General features: G+C 38.1%; 10 protein-coding genes. 1 reads left to right on the plus strand and 9 read right to left on the minus strand.

Annotated features, from left to right (window positions below; translation table 11 throughout):
* Window positions 1-201: 201 nt before the first annotated feature.
* From GM921_RS06620 to GM921_RS06650, 7 genes are all read right to left on the minus strand, one after another.
* On the minus strand, window positions 202-2,613 hold the full coding sequence (locus GM921_RS06620; RefSeq protein ID WP_182921808.1) for a glycoside hydrolase family 3 N-terminal domain-containing protein: 2,412 nt from the start codon (window positions 2,611-2,613) through the stop codon (window positions 202-204).
* Window positions 2,610-5,549 carry an endopygalactorunase gene (locus GM921_RS06625; RefSeq protein ID WP_182921809.1) on the minus strand — a complete coding sequence of 980 codons (2,940 nt, stop codon included), beginning with the start codon at window positions 5,547-5,549 and terminating at the stop codon, window positions 2,610-2,612. Before GM921_RS06625 ends, GM921_RS06620 begins: the two co-directional genes overlap by 4 nt.
* Before the next feature lie 118 nt (window positions 5,550-5,667).
* Entirely contained in the window at window positions 5,668-7,179 is a 1,512-nt protein-coding gene (locus GM921_RS06630; RefSeq protein ID WP_182921810.1) for a sulfatase family protein, read from the minus strand.
* 136 nt (window positions 7,180-7,315) lie between these two features.
* Window positions 7,316-8,560 (minus strand): hypothetical protein, encoded by a 1,245-nt coding sequence (locus tag GM921_RS06635; RefSeq protein WP_182921811.1) that lies wholly within the window; start codon window positions 8,558-8,560, stop codon window positions 7,316-7,318.
* Between the two features lie 119 nt (window positions 8,561-8,679).
* On the minus strand, window positions 8,680-9,021 hold the full coding sequence (locus GM921_RS06640) for a potassium transporter KefB (RefSeq protein WP_182921812.1): 342 nt from the start codon (window positions 9,019-9,021) through the stop codon (window positions 8,680-8,682).
* A 225-nt stretch (window positions 9,022-9,246) separates the two neighbouring features.
* A complete protein-coding gene (locus GM921_RS06645) occupies window positions 9,247-10,269 on the minus strand; it encodes a zinc-binding alcohol dehydrogenase family protein (protein ID WP_182921813.1) in 1,023 nt (340 codons plus the stop codon).
* Window positions 10,270-10,314: 45 nt separating this feature from the next.
* Window positions 10,315-11,961 (minus strand): alpha-L-fucosidase, encoded by a 1,647-nt coding sequence (locus GM921_RS06650; protein WP_182921814.1) that lies wholly within the window; start codon window positions 11,959-11,961, stop codon window positions 10,315-10,317.
* 177 nt (window positions 11,962-12,138) lie between these two features.
* On the opposite strand from GM921_RS06650, the gene GM921_RS06655 reads away from it, so the two are divergent.
* On the plus strand, window positions 12,139-13,005 hold the full coding sequence (locus GM921_RS06655; RefSeq protein ID WP_182921815.1) for a helix-turn-helix domain-containing protein: 867 nt from the start codon (window positions 12,139-12,141) through the stop codon (window positions 13,003-13,005).
* A gap of 262 nt (window positions 13,006-13,267) precedes the next feature.
* Here the strand turns inward: GM921_RS06655 and GM921_RS06660 are convergent, their stop codons facing one another.
* Both GM921_RS06660 and GM921_RS06665 read right to left on the minus strand, forming a co-directional pair.
* Window positions 13,268-16,177 (minus strand): glycoside hydrolase family 43 protein, encoded by a 2,910-nt coding sequence (locus GM921_RS06660; protein ID WP_182921816.1) that lies wholly within the window; start codon window positions 16,175-16,177, stop codon window positions 13,268-13,270.
* A 110-nt stretch (window positions 16,178-16,287) separates the two neighbouring features.
* Window positions 16,288-18,624, minus strand: coding sequence for a family 20 glycosylhydrolase (locus GM921_RS06665; protein WP_182921817.1), 2,337 nt, complete (start codon window positions 18,622-18,624; stop codon window positions 16,288-16,290).
* Window positions 18,625-18,962 lie beyond the last annotated feature (338 nt).

The following is an 18,962-nucleotide window of genomic DNA, read 5'->3' on the forward strand; positions in this document are numbered from 1 at the left end:
TTTTGTCGCTTACATACTTCATTGCCGTTGGCTTCAGCCAACGGAATAAAAAACAAAACCCCAAAAAAAACCTTTATATGTTCCGTCAGCTAAAGCAGACGGCAATAAGCTTAGAATGCCAACCTTAAAAAATTCAAACCTTAAACAAGCTAAACATTATGCTTTCCCCTCTCCAAAGGAGAGGGGTCAGGGGTGAGGATCTTATTTAACCACAAACTCCTTTTTCAGTTTAATATCTTCCGATGAATTACCTATCATTACCTCAAACTTACCAGGTTCTACAGTCCATTTCATGTTCTTATCTAGTAAAGCTAAATCACTAGGTTTTAGCGTGAACTTTACAGTTTTGGTTTCGCCTGGCGCTAAGCTTACCCTTTCAAACCCGCGTAAAACAGACTCGTAAGTAGTTACACTACTCACCACATCTTTAAGATACAATTGTACTACTTGGTCGCCTTTGCGTGTACCTGTGTTTTTAACATCGACAGTTATATTTATATCGCCTTGCGGATGAATTTCTTGCGCACTTAGTTTAAGGTTAGCAAACTCGAAAGTGGTGTAACTTAATCCATAACCGAAAGGATAAAGTGCACCTAGCACTCTTGTTTTACCTGTTCCGTTTGGATCATCGCTTTTACTCTGCCCTGCCTGAGAACCTGGTTTAAAAGGGAAGTTGAGTTCTATTTGACCAATAGATTTTGGGTAAGTCATGGTGAGTTTACCGCCTGGATTGTTATCACCAAACAAAGTTTCGGCAACAACAGTACCTGCAGATGGACCTGGAAAGCCTGCTTGAAGAATTGCTGGGAGATAACGGTTTTCCCAGTTAATAGTTAACGGTCTACCATTTACCATTACCATTACCACAGGTTTGCCTGTTGCATATAATGCTTGTAGTAATAAAAGTTGTCGCCCGGGTAAGTTTAAACTTGTTCTCGATTTACTCTCTCCTACTTGATTATCGGTTTCACCAACTACAGCAATTACTATATCGGCTTTATTTGCCGCAGCTACTGCTTCATTTATTTGAGCTTGTTCTTCGGATGTTAAGGGAGTAGTAATAATTTCACTTTCTGGCCAAGTTGCATCAATTACATCGCAGCCTTTGCTGTAACTTACATTGGCAGATTTACTAGCATAGGCTTTTATTCCATCTAAAATAGAAACAATAGGGTTGTTAGATGGACCGTATCTGCTGGTTGTATAGTTTGTTTCGGCTGCTAATGGACCTGTAACTAAAATATTTTTGTATTGTTTTACATTTAATGGGAGTATATTCTTATCGTTCTTTAACAACACCATTGATTCGCGGTTAAGTTGTACGGCTAGTTCTTCATCTGCTGTGGTATGTACTTTTTTATCAGCTGCTGCTGGATCATTTACATAAGGGCTATCGAATAAACCGAGTTTAAATTTCACTCTCAATACATCCGCCACGCGTTCATCAAGTGTTTTCATAGTTACTTTACCTTCTTTAACCAATTCACGCAGTGGGAGGATAAAGTTTTCGGGCATAGTAAAATGAGTACGCACATTTAGTCCAGCATCAATGGCTTGTTTTATGCCTTCTTTATAATCATTTGCAACGTGGTGCTTGCTTGCAATAAATTCTACAGCTTCACTATCTGATACTACATAGCCTGTAAAACCATATTGTTTGCGTAGGAGTTCTGTTAAGAAATAATGGCTGCTTGTTACGGGTTCGCCATCCCAGTCGTTGTAACTACTCATTACGCCCATGGGTTTAGCTTCCTGTATTACTCTCCTAAAAGGATAAAGGAACATTTGATGTAATTCTCTAGGTGCCACATGTGGGTCGGTACGAGCCTGCCCATCTCTACCTCCTTTTGGTACGCTATATACTGCGTAATGTTTTAAGGTTGCAGCTACGCCTTGGTTCTGAATACCGAGTGTCATTTGCTTGCCTAGCTCGGCAATTAGGAAAGGATCTTCTGCATAACATTCTACTACCCTGCCCCAACGTTGATCTCTTGCTACATCGAGTATGGGTGCATATACATTGGTGTATCCTAAGGCTTTTGCTTCGCGACCAACGGTGCTGCCTGCTCTGTACACTAAATCTTTATTCCAGGTAGTACCGATATTAATTGGTGCTGGAAAAGGTGTTGCTCTATCGTGGCAAAGTCCGTGGATGCCTTCGTTGGTAAAATCGACAGGGATGCCTAAACGTGTTTCTTCTACAAACCACTTTTGCACTGTATTAATGGCATTGGCGTGTTTACTAAAAGGAAATGAATATTGTGTTACTGCTTTCTTGTTATAAGGTAGGCTGTTTAGTTCTTCATCTATGTTAGCAATGCCGTCTTTCCAAATCTGTGTCTTCCATTCGGCTGTTGGCATCTCGTCTTTAAGTACCCTGCCGTAGCCATATAGTGTAGCGGTTTGACAAGTCTTTTCATTTAAGTTCATTTGGCTCAATAGATCTTTTACTCTACTATCTATCGGTTTAGATGCATCTTCAAAGACATCCATTTTACCGTTCTTGTTAAAATCTATCCAACCTTTATGGTAAATTTTATCTTTTTGAGCCTGTGCATTTATTGCTAGTACTATTAAGGCAATAGAAAATGTGATGTTTTTGTACTTAATCATTTGTATTGTTTGGGGTTTTTACCTTTTTCATCGTCGTTGTAAATTATGTTATTGGTTTTAATGCCTGATACGTTCTTTACTCCTATTAATGTTGGGTTATCTGTTGGTTTTACCATCTTCAAGTCTGAAAGCTGTGCGCCTATTACGTCTTCTAAATAAATCACATATCTGCTATCTCTCTTCTCGTAGTTAAATGTACTTTGCTTAACGGTTAAACCCATTACATGGCGAGCCCATAACCCATACGATGGCTGTGTTTTTAAATTGGCAACGTTGTATTGCCCTACACCTAACTCTGGAGATGTTTGTAGGGTATCGGTAACTGGATTACCTCCTTTTACTAGGATATTAACATCTGTAAATGATACGTTTTTGATGTAACCTGTATGTTGTCCGTTTGGTAGTTTGAAGTCTAAACCGCCTTCTACAGTTTCATTATCGGGTAGTTTATAGCCTGCTATGATGGGACTTGATTTGCGTTGTTTGCCATCGTAAGGTTTCCAACGGTTTGTTGCATCTCCATAAGAACTTCCTCCATATACTTCGGCTATATCTACACCGTTGATGATAATATTCTCTACCACACCAATGTTTACATTCTTCACTAATAGTTCGCTATGCTTTTCGCCGTTATCGGTAAAGTTGTATTTGCCTACATCGGCTCCTAAAATTCTTCCACGATTAGAAATGGAGATAAAGAATGGAGTGGTGGTGCGAAACATTTTAGACCGAGAATGCAATGCACCTGTATGACCACAGTTTAAATGGATGTTTTTAATGTGTGCACCATCATTGGTGGAGATAGAGAAACCTGCTTTGTTGGCGCCTAAAACATAAATATTATCTACACAGATATCTGTGATATCATCGGCAGTTTCTGAACCTATTTGAAATAGGTTGCAATTGGTATCGCCTATAATGTTGCGTACTTTATAGTTGTGGGCAGGTCTGGTGAAACCCAATGAGCAATCGGAACCAGGTTTAACGATATCATCTGAGCTTACTTTGCAATAAATATTGGTTACTGTTACTTCGTTACACTCCATAAAGTCGTAAATATCTCGAACGTTTGCTGTACTGTTTTTCCCGAAATAGGTATTGTGTACGTTGATGGAGTCTGTGCCAGTTGCTAACAATGCAAAATGCCCTGCTCTATCTATATTGAGCATGTCTTCGGTGTTATAATTTTTACTACCATCTTTGGCGATATAGTATGGCTCGTCTTTAGTTGGGTCGTACCATAAATCTTCTGTTTTGGGTAAGCCTCCTATTTCTAAGTTAGTGCACAGCTTAAGCGTAAACATTTTATCGGCTCGGTTATCGGCTGTATTGTTCATCACGTTATCGCCATTCACTAAATTGCCATCTCCTGTAATTCTTCCGTTGCCTATAATCTTAATGTTATCTAATCGTTCGCCAAAAAACATGGTGTTGTTAAAATAATGATGCCCTACATCCTGTTTAGTCATGTAGTTTTCTGGATCTGCATAGGGGCCGATGGCTGTTGGGGATAATCCGGAGCGGTATTTTTTATCGCTAAACCAAGTACTTTCGGGTGCATCGGCTCCTTTTATAGCTTTTATGGTAGCGTCTTTATCGATAAACAAATACACGTTGCTTTGCAAATGAACTGTTTTAACTAAATATGTTCCTTTGGTGAAGTGTAATGTTCCACCTCCAATTTTATTTAAATAAGCTAATGCTTCATTAATCTTCTGAGTGTCGTCTAGCTGGTCATCGGCGTTAACACCAAACTTCTTAACGTCCATTTTGCCAGTATAAAACTGCGCTTCGTTAGAGTAACCTTTTTTCTCTCCTTCTTTTACGAGTAATCTAAAACTATACAATAGGTTAGACTTTAGGTTGCTCACTTTAGCTGTACCACTTTTGGCATCTAGTACCGCAACAGCGGATGACCACGTTTTACCATCATTTATAGATGATTGTAATTGGATGTTTTTAGCATCACCAACAAAAGACCATTTAAAGCTTGCAGAAGTATAAGTGCTTGGTGTTTCTTTATACGCCATACTACGATTAACTACACGTACAAAGTTTGAAATAGTTTTGGTAACACTTAAGGTTGTGGTTTCATTCCCTGTGCCTGCACTATTTAAAACACTTGGTTGCGATGTAGTGTAAACTGCTTTAAATGTAACATTGCCTAGCATTTTTAGATTTACATCGTTTATTTTGAGGACTATATCTGCTCCATTGGCGGGTCTGAAATCTAAATGATTAAGGGTTAGTATTGTTCCGCCATTGGGCGATTTAGTAAGCGTAACTGCTCCCACTTTTGAATACGAATAGAGTGAGCCTACTCGACCAATTGATTGGGTGTTTAACTCGCTCAGTTTTACAAAACCTCTGCCAATTACATTTACACTAGTATTGTTTAGTGTAGGTGCTATCCCTATCGGGAAAAACAACTGAACTCTTGCATTAGGACTTCTTTGTCCTGCAGTATATGAAAGCGTAATGCTTTGTGTAGTATTTTGCGTGATTTGATTTTGCGCTAAAGTTAGTTTGCCACTCAGCGCCATTGATTTGAAGGTAATGGTGTATTTCTTTGTGGTTTTGCCATCTTGAGCGGTTACTTGTAACACATCTCCTTCGGCTATAATTCCTGTAGTTTTTAGTGTTCCATTGTTAGCTGTAACCTGATACCGTTGTTTAGAACCATCTGTTGCTACAATTTCGTTGAGTAGCTCTTCAACCGTAGCTTGGGTATTGACTAAGCCTTTATCTTCTGGTGTATCAACCGTAAAACGATACGTTGTTCCACTTACTAAAACCAATTGATTAGCATTGATTTGAGCAATGTGTGAACTTTTATCATTGTAAGTTACCGTTGTATTTGAACTTACAGGCTTTGCAACGGCTGAATACGTAATTAATAAAATTGCAAATAAAAGGAGGACTATCAGTTTATTCATTTTTAAAATTGCAAGGTTAATTAGTCATGCATGTGCATGCCTTTACATTTTAAAGATACTTTATAACTATATACAGGAATTAGCTATTTAATAAATAAAATTAGCATAGCATTGCGTATTATTTTTTCTGTTTGATAACCAATAAAATGTCACTCAATTCTTTCACTTTTAAAGGATATTTCTCTGCTAGATTATTTTTTTCACCAGCATCTTCTTTTAAATTATACAATTGCGGGCTAGGTGAATTACCCGTTTCTATGCCTACTAATTTATCATAAGCTTCTCCTTTGGATGCTGGAATGTATTTCCAACCATCTTTAATTACAGCAAGACCTCCACCCTGTTCAATAAACACTGATCTACCTTTTACAGATTTACCAAGAAATGCATCTAACAAGTTTTCGCTATCAGGTGCATCTCCCTTTGGGATAGGTTGATTAATTAGTTTAGAAAAACTAGCCAACAAATCCATTTGACTAACTAACGCTGATGAAACTTGTGGTTTTACTTTTGTTGGCCAACTTAAAATAAAAGGTACACGAGTACCTGCTTCTAACATGCTATACTTTCCACCGCGAAGATTTCCAGCAGGTGTATGTCCGTTGAGTTTGGTTACTGCTTCATCTTGGTAGCCATCATCTAATACAGGTCCATTATCACTTGTAAAGATAATGATGGTGTTTTTATCAAGATTAAGTGCTTTAAGTTGTTGCATAATTTGACCAACCGTCCAATCTAATTGCAAAATTGCATCTCCGCGTAAACCTAAACCACTTTTACCTCTAAACATAGTTGCTGGCATTCTGGGTACATGTGGTTCTGTTAAAGCGAAATACAAAAAGAAGGGAGATTTTTGATTTGTTGTGATAAATTGCTGCGCCTTGGTTAAAAAAGTAGTCGAGAGTTCTTCATCAACCCAACGAGCAGTTTTACCTCCACTCATATAACCAATGCGACCAATTCCATTTACAATAGTTTGGTTATGCCCCTGACCCGGAGAAGATTGAAGCTTTAATAATTCAGGATGTTCTTTTCCTGTCGGGTCATTTCCAACTTTATTTTTATAATCAACTGCTATTGGATCATTCGCATCCAGCGCAATTACGTTATGGTTTTCTAAAAATACAGTGGGTACTCTATCCGCAGTTGCGGGAAAAATAAAGGAATAATCAAATCCCACTTCATTTGGACCAGGTTTTATTTCTCCGTTCCAGTCTTTTTCTACTTGCTCACCTAAACCTAAGTGCCATTTACCCACTATACCAGTTTGATAACCCGCTCTTTTAAAAAGCTTAGGTAAAGTTGTTTTATCTGTCGGAATAATTAGTGCAGCATCTCCAGGTAATATTCCTGTACCTTGTTTACGCCAAGGATATTGCCCTGTCATTAATGCATAACGTGAGGGAGTGCAGGTAGCTGAAGTTGCATGACCATCTGTAAAACGAATACCTGATGCAGCAAGTTTATCAATATTTGGTGTTTGGATCTTTTTAGCGCCATAACAGCTCAAATCTCCGTAGCCCAAATCATCCGCATAAATATAAATAACGTTTGGTTTTACTGGTTTTTGCGCAAAGCTATAGTGGCAAATAAGTATACATAAAATGGTTAGGGCTTTGACTTTATTCATTTTCGTTAGTTATGCTATAAAACTACTATAAATGAAGATAATATCAATAAGTATGTTGGTTTGATTATATAAAAAATGAGAAACAGTTAGTCTGCTTCTCATTAATTAATTTGTTACTATAAATTATAGATCTGTTTTACTTAAACCCAAATAAGAAAGGGAATACAAAGGTTACAATTATTGCCCATATCAAATAGATGGGTAAATAATAGGCAATGGTTTTACCAACTGCACTTATATTAACTTTTCTTTGAGTTGTTTTAAACAGTTGAACAGTTACCAATAAAAGGTTAATTAATATCAATGCATTGCTACCTAAAACCGCAGCTCTATTAGGTGTAACTCCCCAATTGATAATACGGAATATAATGGCAGAAAATGCAACACCGTTTACTATAATGGTTACTATGGAAAGTAGAAAAAGGATCCATATTTGTGTACTATTTTTAGTTTCCTTACTCGTTTCTGCAACTGAAAAGAAGATAAGCGCCATTACACCGACTAAAAGTGCATTAAAAATAAGTAGGAACTCACGATCATTGTATGGATTTTTAGCTGAGTATATTATCGCTACTAGATAAACAACCAACATCACTAAAACCAGCGGACTGAATAACTTGGCAATTACTGGTGAAATTTTACCTACCAATTGCGGATTGGTTTGAATAAGATAAGTGGCTACTAGTGGTGCAGCACAAAGCCCAAAAATTCCGATGTAATCAAAATAAAACTTCTCAATATGAATACCAATTAATAAAAACAGATTAATGGTTAGGGCTGTCATTATTCCACCAGCTATACCAATTAAGCCAGTCATTACTACTAAATCGCCTAGGTATTTTAAAAAGCCAAGTCGTTTATCCTCGATGTTTTTATAATCACCAACAAATGAAAAGCATAGTATCGAACCTAGAAACAGGACTAAGTGAATGCACGATAAAATTAAGGTATCGCTGGTTTTTACATTAGGTAAATAGTTAATGAAAATTACTCCCGCTAGGGTTGCGCAAGCAATAAAAGCAATTTTACCTGTTGATAGTTTGTTTTTCCAAGCGAAGTAAGCCGTTAATGCTGGAAAAACGATAAAACCAATATTTCTTTGATAGAAAAAATCTTCATTAATGCTTAACAATGCAGGCAACTTTGCAATGAGACCTGCTACGAGGGAAGCAATAATTACAAATACTAATTCTTTACCTGTTCCCCAGTTAACTGCTTCACTTTCGTAATTCAGTCTTTCATCCCAAAAATCTGCTACTGTATTTCCTTTAAGCTCTGGATACAATTCATTAAAAGCTTGCTTAAATTGACTTTTATTAGTTCGGTAAAGTTTTTCGAGGTATTTAGGATCGTTGATGTGGGTTACTATTTGATCTTTCATTGGAGTATAATTTGTTTTTAATGATAATGAAGCTATCATGAGCATTTTATTGCTATTTGTAAGCAGTATGCTCACGATGGTTTCATGAGTTTGTAATTTAAACTGTTAATCTTCAATGATTAATTCCACAATGTACCTGCAAAACCTAATACTGTACCCAGCCAAAGTGAAATTAAAAACCCTATGATGCTAATGATTACTGCTATTATTTTGCTCCAACCACCTTGATAGCCTAAAAGATATTCCATAAAATAAGTACCTAAGCCTCCGCCAGCAGCTGCTAATGGAGTTACTATTAAAGGTCTAATCATCCAAAACTGTCCCCATTCTGGTCTAGCGTGTGTAGTTGCAATTAGAAAAAATGTAACTAAGGCTAAGCCAATTCCTGCTCCTACCAACATTCTGGTGATTAATGAACGGGTATTAATTGGTCGTGATGTAAAGTTGTTTTGTAGTGTCATGATGGTTTGATTTAATAAGTTATGAATTTTTTAAGTACTTCTTTTATTTTTATTTGGCGATCAGGTTCTCCATTTATTTAATCAATGAATAAAAGTGCTTTGCAAAACAAAGTTAAACAAAAGTACTTTGCATTTCAAAGTAAAATGATAAAAAAATAATTCTTTTTAGAATTTGTTGAGTTAAAGTAGTTAAAACGGCTACATATGGCTCACGATTCCAATGTGTTACAATGAAACCATTGCTTTAATTACTGCATTTTCAGGATCTAACCAGGATTGAAAATCAGTAGCAACATGATTAAAAGAACTTCTGTGGGTAATGTATGGAATGGGATCGATAAGCTTATTTTTTATCGCTGAAATGACTTGGTTAAAATCGTCAATCGTTGCATTTCTACTACTCATCAAAGTGGCTTCTCTTTTATGAAACTCGGGGTGACTGAAAGAGATATTACCTTTTTGCAATCCAATCAAAACGTATCTTCCACCATGAGCCATGTATTGGAACCCATTGTTAATGGCATTCAGATTCCCTGTGGCATCTATCACTACAGAAGGCATGTCTCCACCCGTGATGTCCATGAGCAAACCATTTACATCATCATAAATGGGGTTAATAATATATTCTATTCCTAGCTTTTGCTGGCAAAAGTCTAGCCTCTTTGCATTAGTATCCATGGAAATAACTTTTGCACCAGAAATTTTTGCAAACTCCATCGCCCCTAAACCTATAGGGCCTGCGCCAATTACCAATACATATTCTCCTTGAGCTACTGCTGCCCGACGGATACCATGTGCGCCGATAGCAAGGGGTTCTACCAGTGCAAGTTCATCCAGATTTAATCCATTACCTTTAATGACTAACCGAGTGGGGACTTGCAGATATTCTGCCATACCTCCGTTACGATGTACTCCAAAAACCTGCATAATTGAACAGCAATTGGTTTTGCCTGACCTGCAGGCTAAACATTTCCCACAGTTCATATAAGGCATGATTGTAACCAGCTCACCTGCCTCAAATTCTTCTGGGTCACTGCTACTAACCACTTCTGCTGCAAGCTCATGGCCTAAAACCCGTGGATAAGTAAAATAAGGCTGCGAACCGCCAAAAGCATGAAGATCGGTTCCGCAAATGCCAATACGTTTAATTTTTAACAGAGTATGATCTGTTGCAAGCTCACTAATCGTTTCGACAGCATAAACCAGTTCGCCAGGTTTTCTGCATACCAGTGTTTTGTATTCCGTCATTGCAATTGAACTATTTGATCCATCAGCAGTCTTTTTTATCCGTGATTAAACAAAAGACCCTTCCAATTTAAGTACAAAGGCAATATTTCCAGTAGGTTGCTCTGGCAGACTGACTTTCAACCCATCGGCTGTTTGGCTGAAATCAAGTTTCTTACCATGACCCATCAGACTTACTTTTTCTACCTTTCCATATGGTCCCGCTTTTAAGGTTTTGATAAGCGCTGTCTGATCTGTAGGCCATCCCAATAGTGTTGCATAGAGGGTTTTGCCTTTAGTTACAAAGCGTATATCAGCAGAGCCGAAGGGTTTTCCTTTACCTTCATTGAAGCCTTGTCCACTTAATGGGGCGGCAGCTTCCATGGCAGGACCTTCACCAAAGACTTTCCATGGACGTGTTCCATATATGGCCTCACTATTTATCGCCATCCATTTTCCGATGTCTTCAACAACAGAAAGTTCCTTCTCATCAATTGAACCATCACCTCTTAACGGAACATTGAGCATCAGATTTCCATTTTTACTAATGACATCAACTAGGGTATGGATAACTGTTTTCGCAGATTTATAGCGGTTATTATCGTAAATCCTTCGATCGTAATGCCAGGAACCAATGCAGGTATCAGTTTGCCATGGCAGTGGTTCTATTCTATTACTTTGACCACGTTCAATATCCCAAACCATACATTTTCGCTGTTGAGCATCTAAAATTTTACCACAGATCACTGCATTAAGCTTTCCGTTTTTACGAATACTCTTGTTATATAGATGTGCAGCAATGCGAAGTCCTGCATCACTCACTGGCCAAAGCGGTAGCGCAGTATCATCGAAATATATCAGATCGGGGTTATATTTTTCAATCAGATCAATTGTACGATCATAGAAGTTTTCACAATATGCTTTTGATGGCGGGTATACACCACCACCCCAGTTCCACTGATCATGAATTTCACGATCGTTATTACTGCCTTTACTTAGCGGATGATTTTGGGCATACAATTCCTGTGGATTATACCCCTGCCACCAAGTTCCATTACCTTGTTCAGCAGTTATATTCCCATCATAGGGAACTCCTGCTAATGGACCTTTTTTGTCTGAGCGCTGAGCAGTTTCATACCAGCTCCAGGCATGCGCCGAATGAACGCTTACACCAAGTGGTAGTCCTTGTCTTTTGGCGGCTTTTGCCCAGCCAGCCATCAGGTCTTTTTTAGGTCCCAGGTTAAGTGAATTCCAGCGATGGTGCTTGCTATCAAAAAGATCAAAGTTATCATGGTGGTTGGCAAGCGCCATAAAGTACCTTGCCCCTGCTTTTTTATATAAACTAACAAGGTATTCGGGATCCCAGCGCTCAGCTTTCCATTCATTAATAACATCCTTAAAACCAAATTTAGACGGATGCCCGTATTTTTCGCAGTGGTAATTGTACTGATCACTACCTTCTTGGTACATACCACGTCCATACCAATCACCACGCTCGGGCTGGCATTGAGGTCCCCAGTGTGCCCAAATACCAAACTTGGCATCCCTAAACCAATCCGGAACCTGGTATTGTGCAAGGGAATCCCATGTCGGCAGAAAAGTTTCTCCTGCACCAACGGGCAGAGCATTAGGTAATTGTAAATGTGCAAAAGTTCGGGAGGTATATAAAGAGGCCAGTCCTACAAGACCGCTTTTGATTAAGGTTCTTCGTTTCATTTAGTTATACATTTGGTTTGCACACTCTCCTATTTAGGCAATGGATTGGTTTGCTTTAGTAGATTTAACAACATCTTTCAGCTTATCAAATGTAATCAGTAGAATTTTGTTTATTTTAGACAAAAACAGACATGTTTTTTATCAAAACAGACTTTATACTACTTGTTACTTTAAAATATGATCAAAAGAATACTTACTCACAGTTTCTCATTGATGAATGTTGATTTGGTTAAACTGGACTCGAAATGGAACTATAGAAATGTGGTCAGCCCTTATCATCGCGTCTATTATATTACGGGAGGTGAGGGAGAAATATCTCACTTTGAAAAGAAATTAAAACTCGAGAAGGGCTATTTGTACATCATTCCGAGCTTTACATTATGCAATTTATCTTGTGATAGTTTTTTGGAGCAATATTTTATACAGTTTTTCGAAGAGTCTTCTGATGGGATGTCACTATTTGCTTCTAATAGATCAATATTTAAAGTAGAGGCACAAGAAGTTGATGTTATAAATTTTAAACGACTGCTGAGCATTAATCCTGGGCGGGGGATAAACAGATCAGATGATCCGAAAATTTACGAAAAGGATGTTTATTATAAGGAATATCAGGAATTGAACATGAAGCAAAACACTTCACAATTTCTAGAAACTCAAGGAATTCTGCTACAATTGGTCGCTCGGTTCACTTCACCTGAAATTATTGTACAAAGGAAACGGGAACACATTCCTGTTAAAATATTGGATACAATAAGTTATATCGTTATAAATTTGCATACGCCATTATCGGTTAAATCAATGGCAGAACGGGTTTATCTCAATCCTGAATATTTTTCTAGACTTTTTGAGCAATACACTGGTATGCGCCCTCTTGCCTATATTAATGAAAAAAGGATTGAAAGAGCTCAATACCTAATCATGACATCTCGATCAAAATACACAGAAATAGCAAAAATGACTGGGTTTGAAAGTCTGTCTCATTTCTCCAGAACTTTTAAAAGAATAACAGGTATGAGTGCCAAAGCCTATGAAAAGTTTCTTTAGCTTATTTGGATGGTGCTAGTTTTTGAGAATGGTTGTAAGGCGGCCGTTTTTGCCACCATGTCCGTCTTTGCGATACCGATATTTCATCGGGAGTGGCAATCTCCTATTTGGTTGGCTTTATTTATCTATTTGTATGATGGAGATTGCCAAAGTCGACGAAGGGTCTCCTTCGCAATGAAGAGCGTGTTATTGGATGCTGATTTATATAATGAAAAGTCGAGATGTCTTGCAGAATATTTTGAACAGCTGATATGAGTATTTTTTAGTCATTGTTCACCATAGGCTTATTATCATACACGGCTGGCACTTGTTGTTGCAACCATACGGTCATCCATGCAGAACCCATTCTACTGGCAATTGCTTCTTCTTTTCCTAGATAGCTGTTTTCGTGATCATCAGCATAGGTATGCTTGTCGGCAAAGCGATTTTGTTGCGCTAACACTTTTTGTATATGGAGTTTGGCCCAATATTGCCCTTTATGCTTTTGTGCTAGCTTATCCCAGCCATAGGTAAAGGCAGCGACATCGAGATTGGCAAAATTATCGTACACGCCAAAACCCCAATCAGAACCTTCGGGATAATAAACTTCGGGCGATCCTTCTTGATACATGGTACCGCCTGGCGCTTTATAAGGCGGGGAAGAAAATCGATGTGTTGTTACGGAGTAGTAAATTTTATCGAGGTTGAAACGTGCTGCTTCTGGTGTTGGTTTTTCGGCCAATGAGAATACAATCGGCGCATTGATCATGGAAGCCAATGCATTGTACTGTGGATGAATGATACCATGATTGATGACAAAACCAGGTTCTTCCATGTTATAGCCTTTTATCCAACTGCTCACTGGTTGTCCGTGTAATATTTTCGGATTGGTTAAATCGGTTGGTAAAGAGGTTGCCGCAATTAAATATTCGACTGACTTGGATAACCATTTGTTGGAGTTAGGGTGGTTTGGCAACATGACTGCTGCTAAGTACAATAATTCGGCATTCCAAGCATCTTCTTCAATTTTAGAGTCGCCTACAAAAAGTACTTTCCCTGTGTTGTCTTTATAATATAGTGGTGCTGTGGGTAGAAAACGATCTGCTTCTGCAACCATCATTTTTATAATGTTTGCTTGGTCTTTGGTTGAAAGTTCATCCCATAGTAGCCATGCCGAATAACCTGTATAATATGCCCAATGTGCTGCTTGCCAATCGCCACCCCACACTTTGTTGGTGCCATTAACTTTATGGTCGTACGCTACCGAAGTTGCTAAAAGGATGGCTTTTTCTTTCGCTTCTTTTAACGATACTCCTGTTATAGTAGGGTTGTATATTCCTGTTTTAATGGATATGGCTAAACCAAATGCCATTGCAGCAGGAAAACGATATCGATATTCATTTACTTTAGATTTGCTTTTTAGGTCTAGGTACCCACTTGAATCTAGCTGATATTTTTTCACGTTGTGGAACCATGTGCTGAGTGCATATCTATTGGCGTTGAGCAAGGTAGTTTTTACTGTATTCGCAATTTCGGTGTTCGGTACCTTTTTTTGAAACTTGTTCCAATTAATAGGCGTTACAAAGGTTGAGGGATCGGATTCTAAGCTATTTTGTCCGTTAAAGTGAAACCAATTAAAATCTGCATAGCCACCCTCTCCTTCTTTTTTGGTGCTGAAATTTAATAGCGCAAAGCGATTGGCTGTCCAGTCGTAACCAAGATCCATGTTTAATTGATTGCCAAATGGGATAAACGTATTTCCATCTACACTGTAAGAGAATGTAGCTTTATAACCTATGTGTGTGGCGTTAGCTTTTAACCAGATTTTGTTGGCTGTAAAATTTTTAACACTATCTATCACTTTGTTATCATTGACCATGATGAGTATTTTCTCATTGCTCACTTTCTTTACAGCGATATAGGCATGTGGCTTCTGAAAAATTCCAAATCCTGCGCTATTCCCATCTTTTAAACCTGACACTTCCATTTCAATAATACCTTCTGAGGCTGGGCCTTGAACGCGTTGGGTAAGTGTATTGCGTGCCATTGTGATATCATTTGCAACTGATGCATGTAAACGCATGTAGCCTTTTCGTTCTTTTAACGACCATTTTTCGTTATCGGGATTGTGGTTCCATTGCCATTGTAAACTTAATGTGGGTTGATTAAATTCATCGGATGTGGCAGGTACTTTTACAGGATAGGTTTTACCAACGTTTGGTTTTGTATAACTGGCTACTCCTTTGCCATCTACGCCTAACATTGGCCAACCATCTACCCAAGTAACAGGTTCTAGGTTAGGCACACGACCTATTGCTCCGCGATCTTGCATAATTATAAACCACCACGAACCATCTTTAAGTTGCAGCATTCCGCCTTGATGTAGAAAATTTCCAGGATATAGCTTATCGTCTTTAATGACCACTTTCGATTCGTAAGGGCCGTATACATTGTCGGATCGTAAACAAATTTGTCGACCTTTCGTACCTCCAGTTGTGGCCAAAATATAATACTTCCCATTCACTTTGTACATGTGAGAACCTTCTAAGTAGGGATAACTCTTATTGTTATAGATTTCTTTTTGTGGTGTTTTTACCGATAAAGCATCGGCATTTAGTTCGGTGATGAAGAGTTTTTCTTGTCCATGTGCTACATATACTTTTCCATTATCATCAAAAAACAAACCCGGGTCGTACATATACTCTGGGAAAATAGTTCGCTTCCAAGGGCCTTTGATATCTTTTGCGGTACAGATAGAGAAATGACCATCTTTAATGCCTTGTCCGTATGGTGTACAAAACCCTACGTAAAATAATCCATTATGATAACGGATGGTTGATGCCCAAGAGCCATTGCGGTACAATGAACCTCCTTGTAGATTATAACGTGGGTCTTCATCGTATTTATTAATGGCATAACCAGCCATTTCCCAGTTTACTAAATCTTTAGAGTGTAAAATAGGAGCACCGGGCACATATTGCATACTGGTAGAAACGAAATAAAAATCATCGCCTACTCTAATCACATCTGGATCTGCCCAATCGCCCCAAAGTAAAGGGTTTTTGTACGTGCCATCACCTTTATCGGCTGTCCATGCTTTAGCAGTTGGTTGTTGACTACCTGTTTGAGCTTTGCTGAACTGAACAATTAACAAGCCAATGCTTACCATTAGCAGTTTAGTTTTTAGCGACATGATTTAGTATGATATTTGGTTGTTCTAAACTAGAATTATTTGATTTAACCAATGAAATTAATATAGCACAAACGTTTGTTTATGTGTAATTCATCCACTAGATGTGCCTACTACATCCCACTTAAATTGGTAATTGATAGTTCGTTTAATCGCTTGTTATACACTTTTAGGTTTGAAATTAAGTTGTACACTTGGTTTTTGGTATCGCCTACCTCATTTAAAGGAAATACCAAAGTTTGCATCCTACTTATTTTATCTTTTGTGTTTGGAAAGCTTAATTTTTTATCTTCCATTTTCTGGACTAACTTTCCATCTATATATAACCATGTGCCTTTTTCATTTCCTGTGAGCACAATTTTATAGGTTTTATCTGGTTCAAATACAAAATCGAAAAGATCGGTATAGTTCTCTCTACTGAACCCTAATTTTAATCCATCATTCTTTAAAAGGAATACTCGGGCATTTTCAGATTTAAACAAAGTAATATCGTCTTTGCTACCTATAGCTGGCTGCAAGGTGAAAGCAACTGAATAAGGATAGCCGATTTCTTTTAAAGGTAATTGAATTGATGTTGATGTTTTAGTACGCAACTCATTTTTCAAGACTAGCGAATCGGTTGTCGTAGACTTCACGATAGCCCGCATGTTTAGTCCAGGCCCCTCGCCTATTTTAGTGCTGTTTTTAGCAAAGTCATCCCAGTTAGCCAATGTTGTTTTTCCTGTCCACATTTTTTCTGCTAACACTTGTAGCGCAGGAAAAACCCGTTGATGCACATCTTTCATGGTAATGCCGTTGCCTACATGGTCGTTCCATACGGCAAACATACCGCCTCTTATTTTAGGATGTCCCATTGGGAAGACTACATTACCAATTTGATTAGGTTCCCAGCTTTGGTAAAGACGTTTTACATTGAGGAAATCGTAATAATAACCTGCGGCAGGCACAATGTACAACCAACCATCTGGTGTACTAATTTGATCGTAGCCCAAGCGCACCATTTCTTTAGGTTCTGCATAGCCATTATACCACGCGTTCATGGTTACCCCTTTTGCACTTACTGGTGTTTTACCTTGCGCATGAGTTAATGCACCCCATAGGCGTACTTTTTTACCGAAGCTTTGTACAAAACGGATGTAATGATCGGTGAATGCTCTAAAGCTTTCTGCTTCTTTTTTCGCATATTCATCGGTTCCAATATGGACTTCCGGATCTACAAATACAGGATCTTTTCCGCTTATGTATTCTTTAAACACATTGTCTATAATTTCATAGGTTTTAGGGTTATTGATATCCAGGTGATCCATTCCATATGCTTTGCTTCCTATTTCTGGGAAGGCTTTGGTAAACGCCAATGCGTGTGCAGGCACATCAATTTCTGGTATAATGCGCATGCCGTATAATTTAGCTGTTTGCTGGAGTTCTTTAAATTCTGCTTTTGTATAGTGTCCGTCTGTTGCGGTTAATTGAGGATAAGTGGTACTCTCCAATCTAAAGGCCGAATAGGTTTTATTCCAATCGCCATCAAAAAACTGCTTAAAGCCGTTATCGTTTAAATGAATGTGGAAATCGCCCATTTTGTAATAGGCCATCATCTTTACGTAGTGTTTCAGAAAGTCGAGCGTAAAAAACTTACGACCTACATCAAGCACCAAGCCTCTCACTTCGTATTTCGGATAATCGTGTGTTTTACCTTTCACTAGCTGAGCATGCGTAGGGTCTTGTTCTAAGAGTTGTAAAATAGTTCTAGTTGCCCAAAAAGCACCTTTATAATATGGGGCTTTAATATGCACTGTTTGATCTATATCAATGGTATAACCTTCGTTACCTAAGTTTTTTTGTATAGGATTTAGACTCAAGATGATATCTCCAGGTTTTGCTTTACCACTTGCGATGCTTAAACCAGTATAGCCTGTTGCTAGTTTCAGGTCTTTTAAAAAGATTTCGGCTGCTGGTTGTAAAACTTTTTTTGCCGTTGGGTTAATGATAATTCTACTCGTTTTTAATAGCTTAAAATAACCGCTTCCACCCTTCCATTCTTGCAATGCAGGAATTACAAAGGGTTGTTTGTTTATACCCGACTGTGGGCGAAACTGCCCTGCTACTTGTATTGTTTGTGGGAATTCGTAGGCCTTGTTGTTTTGTGTGTTTTTTAATTTAAATACTAACTGAACTTCGCAATCAATTAATGGTTGAAATACTTTTCCATCTATAGCTATAACTGGTTTTCTACTCGATCCGTACAAAAAAAGTTGATATCCTGTTGCCGGTTTTGGAAGCACCAACTGGTGAGTACTTTGTTCTATTTTACTCGGGAAAGATAATCCTGAAATTACTGCTTTAAAAGCTATTGAATCTGCACTGTTTAGTTTTTCTTCTTGTGCGTAAGCGCTGCTGAATTGAAAATTTAACACCGCAATGCAGATGATAAGCAGTTTTTTTAAAGACATGATGTATATGTTAGTGCTGGTTTGGTTAGTGATTGCTCTAAACTATTAATTATTTGATTTAAAGGAAGAGATTAATGTTACACAAACGTTTGTAAGGGTATAAAAAGGGTGCTAACACACTGGCTTGCCTCGGCTAGAGTTTGGTTTTGATTGATGTTTTCGGTTCGCCGCCACCTATGGCTCTTTCTTTTCTCTTGATAGAAAAGAAACAAAAGATCAAGGCTTAGTATCATCTCTCGGATTAAGCAATCAAAACTTTTTGGCAACAAGCAGCAGGTTCGATGAAGGATCGAACTGGCTCATTGTTTTGGGCTGTGATTTTTGAAAGTATTTGCACA

This window comes from Pedobacter planticolens, from assembly GCF_014172375.1.
Lineage (GTDB): Bacteria > Bacteroidota > Bacteroidia > Sphingobacteriales > Sphingobacteriaceae > Pedobacter > Pedobacter planticolens.

Excerpts from the sequence above, each read along its gene's own strand:
- GM921_RS06660 (WP_182921816.1), bottom strand. The coding sequence starts at position 16,177 with ATGTCGCTAAAAACTAAACTGCTAATGGTAAGCATTGGCTTGTTAATT.
- GM921_RS06665 (WP_182921817.1), bottom strand. The coding sequence starts at position 18,624 with ATGTCTTTAAAAAAACTGCTTATCATCTGCATTGCGGTGTTAAATTTT.
- GM921_RS06620 (WP_182921808.1), bottom strand. The coding sequence starts at position 2,613 with ATGATTAAGTACAAAAACATCACATTTTCTATTGCCTTAATAGTACTA.
- GM921_RS06625 (WP_182921809.1), bottom strand. The coding sequence starts at position 5,549 with ATGAATAAACTGATAGTCCTCCTTTTATTTGCAATTTTATTAATTACG.
- GM921_RS06655 (WP_182921815.1), top strand. The coding sequence starts at position 12,139 with ATGATCAAAAGAATACTTACTCACAGTTTCTCATTGATGAATGTTGAT.
- GM921_RS06645 (WP_182921813.1), bottom strand. The coding sequence starts at position 10,269 with ATGACGGAATACAAAACACTGGTATGCAGAAAACCTGGCGAACTGGTT.
- GM921_RS06630 (WP_182921810.1), bottom strand. The coding sequence starts at position 7,179 with ATGAATAAAGTCAAAGCCCTAACCATTTTATGTATACTTATTTGCCAC.
- GM921_RS06635 (WP_182921811.1), bottom strand. The coding sequence starts at position 8,560 with ATGAAAGATCAAATAGTAACCCACATCAACGATCCTAAATACCTCGAA.
- GM921_RS06640 (WP_182921812.1), bottom strand. The coding sequence starts at position 9,021 with ATGACACTACAAAACAACTTTACATCACGACCAATTAATACCCGTTCA.
- GM921_RS06650 (WP_182921814.1), bottom strand. The coding sequence starts at position 11,961 with ATGAAACGAAGAACCTTAATCAAAAGCGGTCTTGTAGGACTGGCCTCT.